This window comes from Clostridium coskatii, assembly GCF_001675205.1.
GTDB classification, from domain to species: Bacteria; Bacillota; Clostridia; order Clostridiales; family Clostridiaceae; genus Clostridium_B; species Clostridium_B ljungdahlii.
This window is the reverse complement of record NZ_LROR01000057.1, coordinates 110,767-129,113: the sequence shown is the minus strand read 5'-3', so window position 1 is coordinate 129,113 and position 18,347 is coordinate 110,767. Positions and strand designations below refer to the sequence as shown.

Sequence of the window (18,347 nt, the reverse complement as noted above, 5' to 3'; positions counted from 1 at the left end):
TAATACACCCCTTTTCAATTTACTTTTATTAATATATACTAAATTTACTATATTATGAATTTTGTGCTTTCATAGCCCTCATGGAATTGAATACTGCAAGTATAGTTACTCCCACATCACCAAACACTGCTTCCCACATAGTGCCTAAGCCCATAGCTATAAAAACTAATAAAATCAGTTTAGTACTTAAAGCAAAGATTATATTCTGCATTACTATAGTTCTTGTTTTCTTGGCAATTTTTATTGCTGTAGTAATTTTTGATGGCTCATCTGTCATTATTACTACATCAGCAGCTTCTATTGCAGCATCCGAACCAAGTCCTCCCATAGCTATTCCTATGTCTGCTCTTGCTAAAACTGGTGCATCATTTATTCCATCTCCTACAAATACCAACTTCCCCTTTTCCGATTTTTGCTTATCGAGTAATTCTATATTTTCCACCTTTTGGTCCGGAAGTAATTCAGCATGAACTTCATCAAGTCCTAATTCTCTAGCAACTTTATTTCCAACAGTTTTATTATCACCAGTTAGCATTACTGTTTTCTTAACTCCGATAGATTTCAAAGTTTTAATTGCTTTTGCAGAATCTTCTTTAATTTCATCAGATATTACTATATATCCTGCGTATTCTTTGTCAACTGCAACATGAACTACTGTACCTACAGTTTCTACTTGTTCATACAATATATCTTTTTTCTCCATTAGTTTATAATTGCCTGCTAAAATTTCTTTTCCCTCCACAACAACCTTTATGCCGTGACCTGATATTTCTTCATAATTTGATATTGCATCACCAGGTATTTCTTTACCATAAGCGTTTAATATGGAAACTGCTATCGGGTGATTTGAATAGCTTTCTGCATAAGCTGCATAGGCTAGAAGTTCATCACTTGGCATATTATCTCGAGGTTTTAATTCTGTAACTTTAAATACGCCTTTTGTAAGTGTTCCAGTTTTATCAAAAACAATGATTTCCGAATTGTTTAATGCTTCGAGATAATTACCACCTTTAACAAGTATACCATTTTTTGAAGCACCACCTATACCTCCAAAGAATCCAAGTGGTATAGATATAACTAATGCACAAGGACAAGAAACTACTAAAAATGCCAGTGCTCTATATAGCCATTGAGAAAAATTTGCTCCACCTATAACAAGAGGCGGTATAACAGCTAAAGCTACTGCTGAAAAGACAACAACTGGTGTATAGTACCTAGCAAACTTTGTTATGAATTTTTCTGTTGGAGCTTTTTTACTGCTTGCATTTTGAACTAAGTCAAGTATTTTTGCTATAGTAGAATCTCCAAATTCCTTTTCTACCTCTATTGTTAACAGTCCATTTTTATTGATCACTCCACCTAAAATATTATCTCCCGTTTCTGCTTCTCTAGGTACTGACTCTCCAGTTAAAGCTGAAGTATCAATCATAGAGCTGCCTTCAAGCACTTTACCATCTAATGGAACCTTTTCTCCTGGTTTCACTACAATAATATCACCTATGCTAACCTCTTCCGGTGATACTTTTTTTAGCTCGTCATCTATTTTCAAGTTAGCAAAATCAGGTCTTATATCCATAAGAGCTGCAATAGATTTTCTTGAGCGATTTACAGCCATATCCTGAAACATTTCTCCTATCTGGTAGAAAATCATAACTGCTACCCCTTCTGGATACTCACCAATAGTAAAAGCACCTATGGTTGCTATACTCATTAGAAAGTTTTCATCAAATACCTGTCCCCTGCTAATATTTTTTATAGCCCTTAATACTACTTCTCCACCTACAATTACGTAACTAATTAGATAAAGTATCAGTTCAACAGTATTTGAAAACTTGAAAGCAGTTGCTATCCCAAATATGGCTGCACCTAATGCAAACTTGACTAATTCACTCTTATCATTTTCTTCTTCACTCTCTTCAATTTTACTATTTACTTTTTTACCCTCAAGAACAACCACATTAACATCAGGTTCAATTCTTTTAACTATTTCTTTGACTCTATCAATTATAACAGTTTGCTCAGATGAATTATCTATTTCCATAATAAGCTTTGTTGCAGCAAAATCTACAATGGCGGATTTTACACCCTCTATATTATTTGATTCCCTTTCAATCTTTGAGGCGCAATTGCTACAGCACAGTCCCTTAAGCAAAATTTCTTTTTTTAATAATTTACCCGATTGTTTTTCCACTACTCTTACATCAGGTTCCAAATTTCCAATTATCTCAGTAGTTACTGCGATTAACTCTTTTGTTTTATTAATTTCACCAATTTCCAAAGTTAAAGCTTTCGTGACAAAGTTTACATTAGCAGAATCAATGCCTTTAATTTTACTAACCTCTTCTTCTATCTTAGCTGCACAATTAGCACAATCTAATCCCTCTAGTATAAATTCTTTTTTTATACATTCTTTACTAGTTTTCTTTAAATTAGCAAAGTTATTGTTTGTGGAAATACTTTTTTTTACTAGTTTTATACTGCTTTTGCCGGGGTCTTTAAGTGCTTTATCCATTACCTTTTCCTCCTTTTACTGGCTTAAGTTTGTTTCCCTATATGAATTAATTCTTATTCAAAAATATTTTTAATAAAATTGTTTTTATATATGAATATATGTTCATATATTCATTATATATGATAATATCTTATTTTGTCAATAAAATATAGAAATTGATTTAAAAATAAATCTCCTATTAACCAAATATATAGGATATGTGGATTAATCCCCATACCCTTTATGTTTAAATTCTAAAATTTAGAATCATCTTCAGCAGGAGATATGTATCATCAATCCTCCTTCCATATAATCAAACTGATATTGGATAATAGTTTGAATTCGAGAAAAATATTTTAAGAATCGAAAAAAGTCCGAAAGGATATTGTTATCCCAACGAACTTTTAATATGACATTATTTTATATTAATTGAAGACTTTAAATATGAATTTCGGAATGTAGTTATTGCTTTTTTATAATTGCAGTTTGTGGAGCAGCATTTCATAAAAGTGAAATTCAAATAAATAAGGTTGGTGTTAGAATAAAAATAGTACAAGAGAAATTGAGAAAGTTCCTAATAAGTTTTAGAATAAATATAAGAGATTGGGGAACTTAATCATGAAAAAACAACATGACAAGCAGTTCAAAGAAGATGCTATAAAATATTACATGGATCATAAAGAACTTGGAGTAAGAGGTTGTGCTCAAAACCTTGATATAGGTGGTAGCACTTTGTCAAAGTGGATTAGAGATTCTAAAAGCGAAAATGGTATTCAAGTTCGAGGTTCAGGTAATTATTCCAGTGATGAACAAAAGGAAATTGCACGATTAAAGCGTGAACTTCGTGATACAAAGGATGCTCTTGATGTATTAAAAAAAGCCATAAGCATTCTCCGAATCAATTGACATAAGCTCACCAGCTAATGAAACTGTAATTATTTCACTATCACTCATTATTGAATGATTACTGTTTCTTCGATTTTTAATATATGTTGGAGTTACTTCTTGGTAAATATCATCAACTATAACAAATATGACAGTTATAAAATCTTTTAAATCTTCTATAATTGTGATAGAATCATTGTTATAAATCTCTAGCATATATGTTTCCCCCTTCATTGAATTGGTCGTGCTTTTCAATGATAGGTTAACACATTGTGCTGGAGGTTTTCTATTTGTAAATGTTGCTAGTGATTTAACTAGCACAACAGGTTAATTAATTGTGTATTAGATGCTTTAACAAATTTATTTTTCTCAATTTCAACTGCAATTGCATCTTTTGTGTTAATATTAGGAATCTTGTATAATCCAGTTCCAACTTTAAAGTAATTTGAAAAATTATTTGGATCGAAATCTTTTTCATTAGTTGAGTAGTGTCTAACTTCTCCAAGTTTACTATCGACTTTTTCAATTTGCTCAGATGTAACAACATAATTTATTTTATTTAGTGTAATCATTTTTTCATAAGCCCAGCTATCTGTACTTATGCTATTCTTGGTGGAATGTAGTTTTCCACATCCGTTACCTAATAGAAGTAGTATTAAAAGTATTGATATTTGTAAAAACTTTTTCAAAATAAATCACCCTTTCCATCTAAGTATCTTATATTAAATTTATCATTCTTTTTATTATTCTATACAAATTTAATAGTGAAAAGAATGATATCGGATATAATACCGGCATCTGTGATATGAATTGCAAAGTAATTTTAATAAATCTAATGATAATTTTACATTTGAAATTTTTAATTTATGACCATTAAAAATCTATTATATATATATAATTACATATAATATAATTTTAGGGAATAGCTTTTTACAAAAATAATTAATTTATGTATAGCATAGTTTTGTGTAATTAGATTTTTATAAAATTCCTATTATATAATAATAATTTGGTTTTATATTGAAATGTCATCTCCCTTGGTACTCTCTAGTTATAATACCATCAATTAATGATTCCATTATTAACGATACAGCCAATGTCTGTACGACAAATTTAATGTATTATAACTTTGAATGCCATTGTTTATAAGTTCCACACAATACATATTGTGTGAAATTGGTTAAAATAGTGTGAAGTCTTATGTATTAAGGCTTTGAACTATTTTTTTAGTATTTAAAAGTTAAAATTGCAAAAATAAATTCAACATATTATGATAATATCATATATTATGCTGAATTAAACAAACACAGTGAAGCTACATAAAATAAGACTTTGAAATATGAAAAGAGGTTAAATATGGAAAAGGTAGAACTTATAAGATCAGAGAAAAAATTAAGGATTAAAAAAATCTTTTAGGATCAAGAAATAGGGGGTAATACAAGCGAACGTGCTACCAGGGGCAAAATAGATGTAATAATATGGTAACTAAATAATATTCTTTCTACATTTAGTTATTGAACATGTCAAAAATAAAAAAAGGCATAACTGCCTTTTTAATTGATGAATGATAGAATTTTTTACAACATTTAATGTGATTTAATTCTTCTATCTTTTATTTATCTGAATACACCAATTACTAATAATATTAACCCAAGAATAAATAAAGTTGCTCCCAAGTACCTTGAAGAAGTTTCGTTTGGTAAAATCCTATGCCATTTAAAAAGCCAGTGGGAAAATATATTATCAAGTACAGCTATCAGTCCTAAAGAAATAAGACTGCCATTTATTAGAATTCTGTTTCTTTCATTGTTTCTCACACTACTTTCTAAGTATTTCTTCCTTTCTCAATTTATATTCTTCAGAATCAATTTTCCCATTAGCATACCTTTTATTTAATATTTCTATAGCTTCGGATTTATTATCGGAATCGTGGTTTGATTTTCTATGAAATCTTGGTATTCCACAGCCTCCACTCCATCCACACCCACGTAGAAAAAACATACCAACAAAAATCGATATTATAAATATCCAACTAAAATCGTTAAATCGCATAACCAACCCTCCATAAAAACTCTACTAAAGCTTAAATTATTCAAAAATTTTAATACTATTCATATTATTTCTAACGGTGAAAAAAAGGTGATCGAAGCAGAACATATTCTAGTTGCTACTGCACGGAAGTTACGGAAAAGCAAATAAAAGATTACATTTTGAGAGAAGATAAAGCTAGAACTGTAGATGATATAATTTTTATTGACTTAAACTGTGTATACATATACGAAGTTTGAGTAAGGCATAATAAATGTTTATTGATTTAAATTCACAAATATTGTTAATTTTCATTATCAATTGATAATAAATCTATATAGGATAAACATTGACAAATAAAACATATAGCAGTAGCATTATATTATTAATTGATAATGAGGTGAAAAAATGACAGATAGAATTAATGGACTTACAACGAAAGAAGTTTCAACACTACAGGAAAAATATGGATTAAATGAACTGATTAAAAATGAAAAACCAAATCCACTTAAAAAATTTATTGGAGTTTTTAAAGAACCAATGTTCTTATTATTAGTAGGAGCTTCCACACTATATTTTATTTTAGGACAGCCTAGAGAAGGCATTGTAATGTTAGCATTTGTAATATCAGTTGTATCCATAACTTTCATTCAGGAATGGAAAACAGAAAAAACTATGGGTGCATTGAAAGGCTTAACATCGCCTCAAGTTTATGCACTAAGAGATGGTAAGAAAGGTTTGATAAAAAGTTCTGAACTTGTTCCAGGAGATATAATTTATATTGCGGAAGGAGAAAGAATACCTGCTGATTGCCAGGTAATAGAGGCATCTAATTTTTCTGTAGATGAATCTATTTTAACGGGAGAATCAGAACATGTATTTAAGTTACCCAAGGAATTGAGTGAAAGCTCTGATGATCATTGGAAAAAATATATGCTTTATGCAGGAACGCTATCAGTTTTTGGAAAATGTACTGCAATAGTAAAATTGACAGGATTTAATACAGAGTACGGAAAAATAGGAAAGGCTGTCAGTGAGGCTAAAGATGAATTAACTCCTCTTCAGAAGAAAATGGGGGAACTTGTAAAGGCTATTGCCATTACGGGGATAATTTTATGTTTCTCTGTAATGGTGCTATCTTATTTCTATAATAGAAATTTATTAAGCAGCATATTATCAGGAATTACTTTAGCAATGGCATTGATTCCAGAAGAATTTCCGGTTGTGTTAGCAATATTTTTATCTCTAGGGGCATCTAGATTAGCAAAGAAAAATGCATTAATGAGAAAGATTTCAGCTGTGGAAACATTAGGTTCTACCAATGTGCTTTGTGTAGATAAGACAGGAACTATTACTCAAAACAGTATGAAGATTAAAAAAGTATATGTTAATAATGAACTTCAAGACAGCACAGCTTTTACAGATGAAAATTTAAGCAAAATTACTATATTAGCTTGCGAGAAAGATCCTTATGATCCTATGGAAAAAGCTATAATTGAAAATGGAGAAAGAAATATTTCTTTAAATGAATTATATAATTTGGAACTTTGCCAAAAATTTGCCTTCGATTCAAAGACGAAGAGAATGGCTAATATTTTTAAATTAAATGAATATTATTATGCAGCAGCAAAGGGATCTCCGGAAACCATAATGCCACTTTGTAACTTAAGCGATGAAGAAGTCAAGAAAATTGAAGAAGCAATAGATAAAATGGCCTCTAAAGGCTTAAGAGTGTTGGCCTTTGCAGAATGTAAAAATGACAAACTTCTAGAAAAACTGGAGGACTATCTATTAAATTTTAAAGGATTAGTGGGACTTCAAGATCCTCCTAAAGATGGTGTTTTAGAGGCTATAAAGACTTGTAATAATGCAGGTATAAGGGTAGTTATGATAACTGGTGACTACAGTAAAACCGCAGTAGCTATAGGTGAAGAAATCGGGCTTAAATTTGCCAGTAAATCTATAACTGGGGATGAAATAGATTGTATGAGTGAACAGCAGCTTTGTGAAGCTGTAAAAAGTTGTGATGTATTTTCAAGAGTAATTCCTGAGCATAAAATGAAGATCATTAAAGCATTAAAAAATAATGGTGATATTGTTGCAATGACTGGAGATGGAGTAAATGATGCACCTGCACTTAAGAATGCTGATATCGGGATAGCCATGGGAAAAAGGGGAACAGAAGTTGCTAAAGAAGCAGCTCATATGATTCTGATTGATGACAATTTTACAACTATTGTTGAATCTGTAAGAGATGGAAGGAGAATATTTGATAATATCAGAAAGGCTATAGTATATATTATGATAATTCATATACCTATAGCAGCTCTTGCACTGTTTGCTCCAATATTCAATCTTCCACAAATTTTACTGCCAATGCATATAATGCTTTTGGAATTAATAATTGATCCTACCTGTTCCATAATATTTGAAGGAGAACCTGAGGAACCTTATATTATGAATCAGCCACCAAGGTCTCCAAAAGAGCCACTTTTAACGAAGGAGTTAACCAAGAAAGTTATAGCACAGGGAGTTACAATGTTTTTAGCTGCTTTCTTACCTTTTCACTATTTGGTTGATACAGGAAGTTCTGTGGAGTATGCAAGGAGCTTTTCTCTGATAACATTAATAGTTGCAAATGTTATTTTAGTATTAGTAAACAGATCAAATACTCAATATTTAATTCATATTTTTAAGGAGAAAGAAAATAAAGCACGGCTTTTTATAAATAGTATTTCTTTAGTCATATTAGCATGTATTGTTTATATACCAATTTTGCAACCACTATTTAAAACAAGTGCAGTGCATTTAAAAATGTTAATAGTAGCTGCATTCATAGGTATTGCATCGACAGGATGGTGGGAACTAGTTAAAATATATAAAAATGTAAAAAATAAAAGATGTTGAGAAGTTTAAATAAGCTTATGAAGAAAAAAATGAAATAATATAAGAAAAACATAAAAGAACAGATTCATGATTGAAAATTTTACGATAAATAGTGCAACAGATATTAATATACAAGAGGACAGCGTAAAATAGGTAATCCTACAAAATGCGCATTATTAAAAGTCTTTAGTGAAACAGAGTGCTCAAAAAAAGACTGGTAATAGTGCGAAATTTTGATATATTCTCAACTTTATGATATTATCATATTATAAATAAGGCTGATTAGTATGCCTTAAGTTAATTTACAAACTCTAATTAAGGTAGAAGATACAATAATAATTATCATGATTCAGATAGAAAGTAATATGTTTTAAATGAAACGGAGTGAATATTGCCTTGGAACTTAATCGAAAAAATATGGAAAAAATTTTGACAATTGGAGAATATAGACAGATTTGTGTAAAATAGATTTGATTTAGTTTTATATAACTGGAAATTTTGATTTTCGGTTATATTTTTTTATATTTGAGTAATACTAATACTGATTAATATTACATTCTTAATTGTTTATATAATATACTTAATTATGCAATAAAATAAGAAAAAATATAAAAATTTTAACTAAATCTTAGAGTATCTCTTCACCTAGTTTATCATTAAACACAATAGTTAATTGTGCTAATGTCATTCCCCAATTTTGGGCTGGAGAAGTCCATTTTTCCATGACTTTCTCAGTAGCTAAGTAAAGAGATTTTCTAAGTGCTTCATCATTTGGAAACACTGTTCTTGTCTTTGTGAACTTTCTCAGCTGTCTGTTGAAACCCTCTAATGCGTTTGTAGTATAAATAATCTTTCTGATTTCCGGTGAGTAATTGAAATATGTTGATAACTTATCCCAGTTATTATACCAGGATTCAATTACTATACTATACTTGTGATCCCACTTTTTCTTTATATCATCCAGGCCATTAATTGCAGCATCTTCAGTAGGTGCCTTATATACACATTTTAAATCTTTCATAAATTCCTTTTTATCTTTGGAAGCTATATACTTAATGGAATTTCTTATTTGGTGTATTATACAATTTTGAATACTAACATCCGGAAATACTGATTTTATTGCATCTGGAAGTCCTTTAAGTCCATCCATGCAGGCAATCAGTATTTCTTTTACCCCTCTATTTCTTAAATCATTGAAAACTGACAGCCAGAATTTTGGGGAACGTACTTAGATTTGTGTAAAATAGAATAGATGGGATAAAATTTATTTGGAAATTGCTATAGGATTATAATCCTATAGCAATTTTTATTTTTTAGGGGATAACTAATAATAGTGTGTTATAACTTTCTAATAATATTATTATTTATTTTTATACAAAATAGTACAAATCTATGAACGTCCTCGCTATTTCAAAAAGGGTGATTTTCACTCTTTTTTATTATTAAAAATTTAAAATTATTCAGTACATCGATCCTCGTTTTTTATTATTTGTTATAATTTAATTGCTTTATTTTCTATTTTTTTTATTAGATTCTTTACGTTCTCCTCAATTATTTTAGCTGTTTTAATGAATTCCTCGTCATTTTTTCCTGTAGGATCTTCAAGTCCCCAATCTTCTTCATATTTGGATGGCAAGAATGGACATGCTACATTACATCCCATTTTTACTACTACATCAATTTCGGGTAAATCATCAATCAATTTGACATGTTGAGTTTCACTTATGTCAATACTATATAATTTTTTAATTACTCTAATTGCATCTTTATTTATTCCGAATTTAATCTCCGTTCCAGCTGAATATGAATCAAATACCTTACTTCCATATAATCTTCCTATTGCTTCAGCCATCTGTGATCTGCATGAATTATGAACACATATAAAAGCTACTTTTGGTTTCATCTTATTCCTCCTGTGTTAAATTTTAATATTATGATTTATATTCCGATTTTTTAAACACTATTAAATCACTTTCTAATTTAGATATTTTTCCTAATGTTTTATAAGAATTTTGTAAAATCCCTACTAATTCCCATCTATCTTTTCCATATTTATTTAGCAATTCTTCTATGCTTAAATTTTCTTCTGAACTTAAAAAATGATCAACCGTAAATACTTTATACTTCCATTCCATATTAACAATACCCCCTTAAAAATTTCTATCTTTTTAATGCAAAATACTTTTTTCCCCAGTGCAATGCTACATTTACAAGCCCTATCATTACAGGCACTTCAATCAAAGGTCCTATTACTGCCGTAAAAGCTTCCTTGGACTCTATACCAAATACGGCAACTGCCACAGCTATGGCAAGTTCAAAATTATTGCTGGCAGCAGTAAATGAAAGTGTAGCCGTCTTTTTATAGTCTATACCCGATTTATAACTCATAAAAAATGAAACTGAAAACATAACTACAAAATAAATCACAAGTGGTATGGCAATCCTAATTACATCTAAAGGTAATTCTATAATATATTTTCCTTTAAAAGTGAACATCACAACAATAGTAAACAATAATGCTATTAAAGCCAGTGGACTTATTTTAGGAATAAATTTTTTTGTATACCAATCAGTACCCATTTTAGGTTCTAATAGTAACCTGGTTAACAGTCCAAGTGCAAAGGGAATACCAAGATAAACTACAACAGATGAAGCTATTTTTCCCATTGAAATATCCACGCTGTAGCCAGTGAGACCAAGCCAGGTTGGAAGTACTGTTATGAATATATAGGCATATATGGAATAAAATATAACCTGAAAGATAGAATTAAATGCCACAAGCGCAGCCGCATATTCCGTATCACCATCTGCAAGACTGTTCCATATGATGACCATGGCAATACACCTGGCAATACCAATAAGTATAAGACCTGTCATATATGCAGGATAAGCATGTAAAAATATTACTGCAAGTACAAACATCAGTATAGGCCCTACTATCCAGTTTTGAACAAGTGATAGAGATAATACCTTGGGATTTCTAAATACTTTGCCAAGTTCTTTATAGTTTACCTTGGCAAGCGGTGGATACATCATCAAAATGAGTCCAATAGCTATAGGAATGGATGTAGTGCCAATGGATAAACTGGATAATCCCTTTGATATTCCCGGTACTCCCCATCCCAATAAAATTCCTACAAACATAGCAAGAAATATCCAAAGTGTCAAATAACGATCAAGTAACGACAATCTAGATGATTTACTTTTCATATACATTCCTCCTGTTTTCTTTAACCTAATAACTCGAATAATTTTTCATCTTTAATCTCTTCTGCTTTCCATTCTATCAATGCAAAATTTCCGTTGGAGATTTCATTAACTTTGTTGATCCATGGTATTTCATTACTTGCTTTAGCCTTGAGTACACTATTTGTAGTATCAGCTGCATACATGCTGGAATTTACAATCCACCACTTACTTGCAATTCCTGCACGTTCTAGATCTGCTTCAAGACGTATAGATTCGTAAACTGGAGTATCCTCAGCTAAAGTTACAATAATAACTTCTGTATCATTAGCGTTTTTAAGTTCAGGTAAAAGATCTTTGACAGATTGAGGTATATCACCTTCTGAACGCTTAATTTCTCTATTATAGCTTTCTGTGGAATCTAATAGTAATAATGTATGACCTGTAGGTGCTGTATCTATTACCACAACTTCATCCTTTGATTTCTCAACTATATCTGCAAAAGCTCTGAATACAGCTATTTCCTGTGTGCACGGAGATCTTAAATCCTCTTCAATATATGCTATATCGCTTTCATCCATAGTTTTTCTGGCATTATTTAATACTTCTGTTTTATATTTTTCAAGTTCTTTTTTTTCATCAATATGACTTAATGTAATGCCATAATTTTTGTCTAAGACAAATTTTAAATGTGCTGCAGGATCTGTAGTAGTTAGATGAACCTTTTTACCTTTTTTTGAAAGTCCGAGAGCAATAGCTGCTGCAACTGTTGTTTTACCTACTCCACCTTTTCCCATAGTAAATATCACCTTTTTATCATTATTGTATAGATCATCAACTATATCTTTCAGCTTATTTATTTTATTTACATTTAATTCTGCAACTTTATATTCAACGTTATCTTTTTTTAAAAATGCTCTTATATTTTTAATTCCTGTTACATTATATGGCCTAAGTGGTATTTCATAAATTTCAAGATCTTTTAAGCTTTTAGGCATATTCTCTAAAGCATTTTTCTGCTTTAAATAAATTGCGTTTGAAATATTGTCATCATGAATTTCAAGTACACCATTTATAATCATTGACTGATTATTTATACCTATATCTCTTAATTCTTTAGATGCTCTTTCTGCTTCTTTAAGAGGTGTAATTTCAGGCCTTGAAACAAGAACAAGGGTAGTCGTTGTTCCATCCGATAAAGTTTCAACCGCGTTTTTATATAATGATCTCTTATCTTCAAGTCCTGATAACTGCCCTAAACATGAAGCTCCATGAGTACTTTCTCCTATAAAATTACTCCAAGCCGAAGGAAGTTGAAGCATCCTCAAAGTATGCCCTGTAGGTGCTGTATCAAAAATTATGTGATCAAATTTTTCTTCAATTTTTTCATCAGTAATAAAAGTTGAAAATTCATTAAAAGCTGCTATTTCCACAGTACAAGAACCTGAAAGTTGTTCTTCCATATTCTTGACGGCTGCTTCTGGAAGCTTACCTCGATATGGAGCTATTACACTTTCCCTGTACTCTTGAGCAGCCTTTTCAGGATTGAGGTTTGCTACTGTCAAATTTGGTACCTCTTTAATTTCAACTCCCTTATTATCGAGATCTGTACCAAACACATCCTGTAAATTGGAAGCTGGATCTGTACTAATGAGCATGATTTTTTTACCCTGATCTGCAAGGGTAACAGCAGTGGCGCAAGCAGTAGAAGTCTTGCCTACGCCGCCTTTACCTGTAAAAAACAAATATTTAGTTAAGTTTATGCTGTCAGGATTAAATTTTTTAAACATTAACAACATCCTCCTCCACAATCACAACCTTTAGACGTTATCTTAAGTCCAGTTTTTAAATAATCTTCTGATATACCTAGTAATTCACAAAATTCCTTATTTGTCGGATATGTTTTTGTCTTTACTATTACACCATCTACCATAGTTACTGGAAGTATTTCTGTACCTTCTTTATTCAATATTTCATTAATGGTCTTATTGTCAACAAATATCTGGGGATTACTGGTCAAATTATACCTTTCAACCAATATTCCTTTCTTTTGAAGTGTGTTAATAACAGTGGAAACCCTTAACAATTCTGGATCTATAGAAGGTCCACATACACCTGTAGAACAGCACATTGCCGGATCAAAAATTATCATTTTTTTCATATAAATCTCTCCTTATCATATAAATTTATTTTTCATTGTCAGTTTTACATAAACCAGTACTCTGGCCCTTACAGATACATTCCTCTGTATCCGTCATAATATTCATTAAAAACAGCACCAGCTTATTTGCATTAGTATTATCCAACGAATAGTGACTCCATACTCCTTCTTTTCTACATTTAACAAGTTTACAGTCTATAAGCACTTTCATGTGATGGGATAGAGTAGGTTGTGTAAAATCAAAATGTTCCAGTAAATCACAGGCGCATTTTTCACCACAAGAGAGTATGTCAATAATTTTTAATCTATTTTGATCTGACAGTGCCTTGAATATTTTTGCGTTTAGTTCATAATCTAAATTCATAAAGTCACCCCCTATATAGATAATCATCTATATTTATAATATAGACTATCATCTATGTATTGTCAATATAATTATTTAAATAATTAAAAACAATAGACTATTATATATATAATAGTCTATGTTATGAGCATTTATTTGTTACTTGCATTTATTAATTTTTAATAAATGTAATTTCAAAGTAAATATATATTGTAGTAGCTTTCGGATATCAACTAAAATACAATAATACACATTAAGCTTTTCTAGAAACTCTATTAAATTTATTTACAACATGAACTACCTTTATCCTTTGGAGATTTTTTTTCACCTTTATTATTTTTTTCTGGTATCTCCTCAACTTCAAAATTGCAGCAGCTTGAGTTTTTCTTGGCTTTTTTATTTTGTGCTAAGCGTTCAAATAATCCTTTTTTCTCATTTTCTTTTTTTTCATTCTCTTTTTTCATAATCATATTTCCCCTTTCAATTTTTATTTTAATTTATTATAAAAATATACTTATATAAGCATATTGAAAACAAATCCCGATATTACAGATGTAACAAATACTATTACTACAAATGCAATAATTATTTTTTTCTTAAATATGCTGGAAAGCATTGTCAACTCCGGAATAGCTATACCGGCACCACTAATTATAAATGCTATTACAGCTCCAATACTTGCACCTTTATTTATTAATGAAAGTCCAATTGGAATAGCTGATTCTACACGAATATATAATGGCATACCAATCAATGCTAAAACAATAACAGCAAACGGATTATCAGGTCCTGCAACTTTTGCCAGAAGCTCAGTAGGCATATATCCATAAATAGCTGCACCAATTGCAACACCAATTACCATGTATATAAAAACACCCTTGAAGTCTGTCCATGCTTTTAATAATGATGCTTTCAGTCTGTTTTTAAATCCGATTGGCAATCCTCCATTATGTTCATGTTTACCACCTTTAATACGAACACGTTTGACTTGATCTGCCCATCCAAATTTGTCAAAGAGTAATCCGAAAATAACGGCAAAGATAGATGTCAAGACTAAAAATCCAATAGCAACCTTCCAGCCCATAAATGTTCCAAGTAATATAAATACCAAAGGGTCCATTAAAGGAGATGAAATTACAAAAGACATAACTGTTCCAAATGATACTCCAGCTTCAAGTAATCCAAGAGTCATCGGAACCGTAGAACATGCACAAAAAGGCGTGACAGCCCCAAAAAGTACCGCCATTATATTACCTAATATACCTTTACCTGATAACCAATCTTTTATTTTATTCTGTGGTATATACATTAATAAAAATGCAATAATGGTACTAATTCCAATAAACAGTACAATAAGCTCTGCCATTATCGTTATAAAATACTGGATTGTGACCACAAAACTATTCATTAAATCCCTCCTTTTATTGTTTGTAATTAAAGTTTTTATGCATTTCTTTTTTTTGTGCGGCGATCGTCAAAATTTTCAAAACAGATTTAATATTTTCAATGGTGTCAGAATCAAATTCTTTTAACATTTCATCAACATAAATTGAATACTCTTCAATTATATTTTTTATTATTTCTATCCCTTTTGTGGTTACATTGACACAGCACACACGTCCATCTATTGAAGAAATTTCTCGTATAACATATCCTTTGTCCTCTAATCGATTAATAATTTTACTTGCACCACTCTTTGTAAAGTTTAAAGCATTTCCTATTTCTTGAATCGTAATAGTATCACTTTCTTGTATCTTTTTGAGTGCCATAAATTCAACTAAAGATAAATCTTTACAGCATTCACCATTAAATCCGTGATTTCCAAAGTGCCAAGCTAGTTCTTGGATCAAATTATAAATATCCGGTATATTCTTATTCATTTGCTACCTTCTTTCTCGTAAATTAGTTTCCACTGTCAATTATTATATTATATTTAGTTTCTGCTGTCAACTATATATTTCATTATGTACTAGTATATTTAATACACTTTCTACATCAGCTTCTTAATATTATTTATTTACTCTGACATCTATCGTCATGATATTTTCTATTTTCTGTAAGCCCATCACATCTACATATCAGTAACTAACAAATTCCTTTCTTTAATTCTGATATACAATTACCTAAAATCATATTAACAATTTTACTTTTTAGATATTTCTTCAAACATAAAGCTTATCCAATCAAATTTAGGGATAAGCTAATTTTAAAGCTTTTTAAATTTTCTGATATTTATTAAATACTTCTTAAATGAAATACATTGCTCTTTTATGTACCTTCTATATTAGGCACCATGTATATTATTCCTTAAGACATTATCTTTATATTTTTTAATCTCTCACTATAGCCATATATTAAAAAATAAAATATTATTTTGAAATTATTTCATCTAATCTTTTTCTCAATATTACTTTGTCTAATTTATCTACTGGTAGATCAATAAATAAATTAATTCTTCTAGTTAACTCATTTCTAATTTTTTTAAAGTGATTAACTGTCTCTTCCTCATTTCCCTTAAAGTCTCTTGGGTCAGTTATTCCCCAGTGTACATAAATTGCATCATTCGGTAAAGTAGGGCATTCATTTTTAGCCTTATCACATAATGTAATAACAAAATCAAACTTCTCATTTAAAAATTGTTTTATTGATTTAGGTTTGTAATTACTAATATCTATACCCATTTCTTTCATGACAATTTTGGCATAAACATTAATATCATCAGCCGGCTGACTTCCTGCACTAAAACCAATAAATTTACCTTTACCCTTATCATTTAGTATGGCCTCCGCCATTTGGCTTCTTGCAGAATTTTGAGTACATAAAAATAATACTTTCTTTTGCATAATATAATATCACTCCCTAATTCTTTTATGTAATTACTTACTCATAATCATATGATAGATTATATTAGTTATCAATAATTATAGTAACTATTTAGCATACATTTAACATTTAATATATCATTTCATAATAAATAGTATTAAACGAATTCTTTACTCCATAAACAATCACAGGTAGAGTGTGGAATAATTATACGGTTAATTCTTTATCATCTTAAATAGTCTTAAAATTTTATAGGACTAACTAAATAATTTCACCAGTTAGGGAGAATGAAACCAAAAAGTTAATCCTATACTTTATCAATTGTAATTTAGTAAAATTCATATTAATTTAAAAAAGTTTTCTACTTTTATTTTAAGAATCTTAAAAATTAAAAATTTTTTGTGTTTAACTTTCAATCCCAAATCCATAAAATATTTTTACATAGATAATAGTCTATATTCATGAATATAGACTATTATCTATGTATTGTCAATAAAATTATTGAAATAATTAAAAATAATAGGCTATTGTATCTATAATAGTCTATGTACTGAAATTGTATTTGTTACTTAGCTAGTATAAATATCAAAATAATTTTTATTATATGAATCTAATTTACTCCTACTAACTTACTTCTAAGTTCCATCAAAACCACATCATGCCATATGCCATTTTTCATTTTTCCTATTTTTTCTCTTATACCTACTTTTCTAAAGCCGTACTTATTATGAAAATTTATACTTTCAGCATTCTCTTTTATAATTACAGATTGTAAAGTCCAAAATCCATTTTTTTCGGATAATTCAATTAAATTTGTCAAAAGAACAGTTCCTACGCCTCTACACCTGTATTTTTCTTCTATATATGCCGACTTCCGCTACACCTTCATAAACACATCTACTTGAAATTGGGCTTAAAGCTGCCCAATCCAATACTTTATTATCTAAACGTGCTACTAATCTACATAAATCAATGTAGCTGTTATTCCAATCCTATCTATTACATAAATACTTTTATCTGAAATTTACTTTTACCTGTATTAATGCTTTTCGATCTTTACTTCTAATGGCATTGACTAATTAAAACAGTTAAGGTATACTTTATATAAACATATAAACGTATGCTTATATGTTTATATGTTTAATGAATGGAGGTAAGATGATCATGAACTATGATAAAGAAAATATCGAAATTTGCAGCTGCCATATAATACATGAGAATATTGTCAGCAAAGTTAAAGAAACTATAACCGACAATACTTCAATATGCAATATGGCAGAATTTTTCAAAGTGTTAAATGATCCTACAAGATTAAAAATAATTAATGCACTAATGCTGTCTGAAATGTGTGTATGTGACATTTCTGCTTTACTCAATATGAGCCAGCCTGCAATATCACATCATCTAAAAATACTCAGGCAGTCAAAATTAATTAAATATAGACGGGATGGTAAAATTGTATACTACTCATTGGATGATGAACATATCAAGCCAATATTCAATCAATGTTTAGCTCATGTTGATGAAAAATAATCAAAAAGATT

18 protein-coding genes and 2 pseudogenes are annotated in these 18,347 nt (G+C 29.9%); 3 read left to right on the top strand and 17 right to left on the bottom strand.

Annotated elements, in window-relative coordinates; translation table 11 throughout:
• Positions 1 to 52 precede the first annotated feature (52 nt).
• The gene (locus CLCOS_RS14845) at positions 53 to 2,512 is read right to left on the bottom strand and encodes a heavy metal translocating P-type ATPase (RefSeq protein WP_063600919.1); all 2,460 of its coding nucleotides are present in this window, start codon (positions 2,510 to 2,512) and stop codon (positions 53 to 55) included.
• A gap of 597 nt (positions 2,513 to 3,109) precedes the next feature.
• On the opposite strand from CLCOS_RS14845, the gene CLCOS_RS14840 reads away from it, so the two are divergent.
• Entirely contained in the window at positions 3,110 to 3,397 is a 288-nt protein-coding gene (locus CLCOS_RS14840; protein WP_063600920.1) for a transposase, read from the top strand.
• On the opposite strand, the pseudogene CLCOS_RS14835 reads toward CLCOS_RS14840, so the two are convergent.
• The 4 genes and pseudogenes from CLCOS_RS14835 to CLCOS_RS14820 form a co-directional block, all read right to left on the bottom strand.
• A pseudogene (locus CLCOS_RS14835) lies at positions 3,368 to 3,592 on the bottom strand (IS982 family transposase); the annotation flags it as partial. The gene CLCOS_RS14840 and the pseudogene CLCOS_RS14835 overlap by 30 nt on opposite strands.
• Before the next feature lie 98 nt (positions 3,593 to 3,690).
• Positions 3,691 to 4,065 (bottom strand): hypothetical protein, encoded by a 375-nt coding sequence (locus CLCOS_RS14830; protein WP_082853530.1) that lies wholly within the window; start codon positions 4,063 to 4,065, stop codon positions 3,691 to 3,693.
• 927 nt (positions 4,066 to 4,992) lie between these two features.
• The gene (locus CLCOS_RS23190) at positions 4,993 to 5,193 is read right to left on the bottom strand and encodes a DUF2243 domain-containing protein (RefSeq protein WP_063600923.1); all 201 of its coding nucleotides are present in this window, start codon (positions 5,191 to 5,193) and stop codon (positions 4,993 to 4,995) included.
• A 1-nt stretch (position 5,194) separates the two neighbouring features.
• A complete protein-coding gene (locus tag CLCOS_RS14820; RefSeq protein ID WP_063600924.1) occupies positions 5,195 to 5,428 on the bottom strand; it encodes an SHOCT domain-containing protein in 234 nt (77 codons plus the stop codon).
• A 384-nt stretch (positions 5,429 to 5,812) separates the two neighbouring features.
• Here CLCOS_RS14820 and CLCOS_RS14815 point away from each other — a divergent pair, with 384 nt between their 5' ends.
• Positions 5,813 to 8,311 carry a cation-translocating P-type ATPase gene (locus CLCOS_RS14815; protein ID WP_063600925.1) on the top strand — a complete coding sequence of 833 codons (2,499 nt, stop codon included), beginning with the start codon at positions 5,813 to 5,815 and terminating at the stop codon, positions 8,309 to 8,311.
• 607 nt (positions 8,312 to 8,918) lie between these two features.
• Here CLCOS_RS14815 and CLCOS_RS14810 read toward each other — a convergent pair.
• From CLCOS_RS14810 to CLCOS_RS23095, 12 genes and pseudogenes are all read right to left on the bottom strand, one after another.
• Positions 8,919 to 9,506, bottom strand: a pseudogene (locus CLCOS_RS14810) (IS256 family transposase); the annotation flags it as partial.
• Between the two features lie 276 nt (positions 9,507 to 9,782).
• Positions 9,783 to 10,193: an arsenate reductase ArsC gene (locus tag CLCOS_RS14805; RefSeq protein ID WP_063600926.1), complete on the bottom strand. Its 411-nt coding sequence runs from the start codon at positions 10,191 to 10,193 to the stop codon at positions 9,783 to 9,785.
• Between the two features lie 28 nt (positions 10,194 to 10,221).
• Positions 10,222 to 10,425: a DUF4177 domain-containing protein gene (locus tag CLCOS_RS14800; RefSeq protein WP_063600927.1), complete on the bottom strand. Its 204-nt coding sequence runs from the start codon at positions 10,423 to 10,425 to the stop codon at positions 10,222 to 10,224.
• A 25-nt stretch (positions 10,426 to 10,450) separates the two neighbouring features.
• Entirely contained in the window at positions 10,451 to 11,500 is a 1,050-nt protein-coding gene (gene arsB / locus CLCOS_RS14795; protein ID WP_063600928.1) for an ACR3 family arsenite efflux transporter, read from the bottom strand.
• Between the two features lie 20 nt (positions 11,501 to 11,520).
• Positions 11,521 to 13,266 (bottom strand): arsenical pump-driving ATPase, encoded by a 1,746-nt coding sequence (gene arsA, locus CLCOS_RS14790; protein ID WP_063600929.1) that lies wholly within the window; start codon positions 13,264 to 13,266, stop codon positions 11,521 to 11,523.
• A complete protein-coding gene (arsD, locus tag CLCOS_RS14785) occupies positions 13,266 to 13,637 on the bottom strand; it encodes an arsenite efflux transporter metallochaperone ArsD (protein WP_063600930.1) in 372 nt (123 codons plus the stop codon). The genes arsA and arsD overlap by 1 nt, the downstream gene beginning before the upstream one ends.
• A gap of 25 nt (positions 13,638 to 13,662) precedes the next feature.
• On the bottom strand, positions 13,663 to 14,001 hold the full coding sequence (locus tag CLCOS_RS14780) for an ArsR/SmtB family transcription factor (RefSeq protein WP_063600931.1): 339 nt from the start codon (positions 13,999 to 14,001) through the stop codon (positions 13,663 to 13,665).
• 260 nt (positions 14,002 to 14,261) lie between these two features.
• Positions 14,262 to 14,444 (bottom strand): hypothetical protein, encoded by a 183-nt coding sequence (locus tag CLCOS_RS14775; protein ID WP_063600932.1) that lies wholly within the window; start codon positions 14,442 to 14,444, stop codon positions 14,262 to 14,264.
• 50 nt (positions 14,445 to 14,494) lie between these two features.
• Complete coding sequence (locus CLCOS_RS14770) at positions 14,495 to 15,388, bottom strand: permease (protein WP_063600933.1); 894 nt, start codon at positions 15,386 to 15,388, stop codon at positions 14,495 to 14,497.
• A 13-nt stretch (positions 15,389 to 15,401) separates the two neighbouring features.
• Positions 15,402 to 15,860: a MarR family winged helix-turn-helix transcriptional regulator gene (locus CLCOS_RS14765; protein ID WP_063600934.1), complete on the bottom strand. Its 459-nt coding sequence runs from the start codon at positions 15,858 to 15,860 to the stop codon at positions 15,402 to 15,404.
• Positions 15,861 to 16,349: 489 nt separating this feature from the next.
• Positions 16,350 to 16,823 (bottom strand): arsenate reductase ArsC, encoded by a 474-nt coding sequence (locus CLCOS_RS14760; RefSeq protein WP_063600935.1) that lies wholly within the window; start codon positions 16,821 to 16,823, stop codon positions 16,350 to 16,352.
• A 590-nt stretch (positions 16,824 to 17,413) separates the two neighbouring features.
• Positions 17,414 to 17,623, bottom strand: a complete 210-nt coding sequence (locus CLCOS_RS23095; protein ID WP_337955828.1) for a GNAT family N-acetyltransferase — start codon at positions 17,621 to 17,623, stop codon at positions 17,414 to 17,416.
• Between the two features lie 344 nt (positions 17,624 to 17,967).
• Here CLCOS_RS23095 and CLCOS_RS14750 point away from each other — a divergent pair, with 344 nt between their 5' ends.
• Positions 17,968 to 18,336, top strand: coding sequence for an ArsR/SmtB family transcription factor (locus CLCOS_RS14750; protein WP_242866909.1), 369 nt, complete (start codon positions 17,968 to 17,970; stop codon positions 18,334 to 18,336).
• The last annotated feature ends 11 nt before the right edge of the window (positions 18,337 to 18,347 follow it).

Bases quoted from the DNA above. Each gene is read 5' to 3' on its own strand.
- arsB (WP_063600928.1), bottom strand. From the start codon at position 11,500: ATGAAAAGTAAATCATCTAGATTGTCGTTACTTGATCGTTATTTGACA.
- CLCOS_RS14805 (WP_063600926.1), bottom strand. From the start codon at position 10,193: ATGAAACCAAAAGTAGCTTTTATATGTGTTCATAATTCATGCAGATCA.
- CLCOS_RS14815 (WP_063600925.1), top strand. From the start codon at position 5,813: ATGACAGATAGAATTAATGGACTTACAACGAAAGAAGTTTCAACACTA.
- CLCOS_RS14775 (WP_063600932.1), bottom strand. From the start codon at position 14,444: ATGAAAAAAGAGAATGAAAAAAAAGAAAATGAGAAAAAAGGATTATTT.
- CLCOS_RS14750 (WP_242866909.1), top strand. From the start codon at position 17,968: ATGAACTATGATAAAGAAAATATCGAAATTTGCAGCTGCCATATAATA.
- CLCOS_RS14760 (WP_063600935.1), bottom strand. From the start codon at position 16,823: ATGCAAAAGAAAGTATTATTTTTATGTACTCAAAATTCTGCAAGAAGC.
- CLCOS_RS14770 (WP_063600933.1), bottom strand. From the start codon at position 15,388: ATGAATAGTTTTGTGGTCACAATCCAGTATTTTATAACGATAATGGCA.
- arsA (WP_063600929.1), bottom strand. From the start codon at position 13,266: ATGTTTAAAAAATTTAATCCTGACAGCATAAACTTAACTAAATATTTG.
- CLCOS_RS14845 (WP_063600919.1), bottom strand. From the start codon at position 2,512: ATGGATAAAGCACTTAAAGACCCCGGCAAAAGCAGTATAAAACTAGTA.
- CLCOS_RS14780 (WP_063600931.1), bottom strand. From the start codon at position 14,001: ATGAATTTAGATTATGAACTAAACGCAAAAATATTCAAGGCACTGTCA.
- CLCOS_RS14840 (WP_063600920.1), top strand. From the start codon at position 3,110: ATGAAAAAACAACATGACAAGCAGTTCAAAGAAGATGCTATAAAATAT.
- CLCOS_RS14800 (WP_063600927.1), bottom strand. From the start codon at position 10,425: ATGGAATGGAAGTATAAAGTATTTACGGTTGATCATTTTTTAAGTTCA.
- CLCOS_RS14820 (WP_063600924.1), bottom strand. From the start codon at position 5,428: ATGCGATTTAACGATTTTAGTTGGATATTTATAATATCGATTTTTGTT.
- CLCOS_RS14765 (WP_063600934.1), bottom strand. From the start codon at position 15,860: ATGAATAAGAATATACCGGATATTTATAATTTGATCCAAGAACTAGCT.
- arsD (WP_063600930.1), bottom strand. From the start codon at position 13,637: ATGAAAAAAATGATAATTTTTGATCCGGCAATGTGCTGTTCTACAGGT.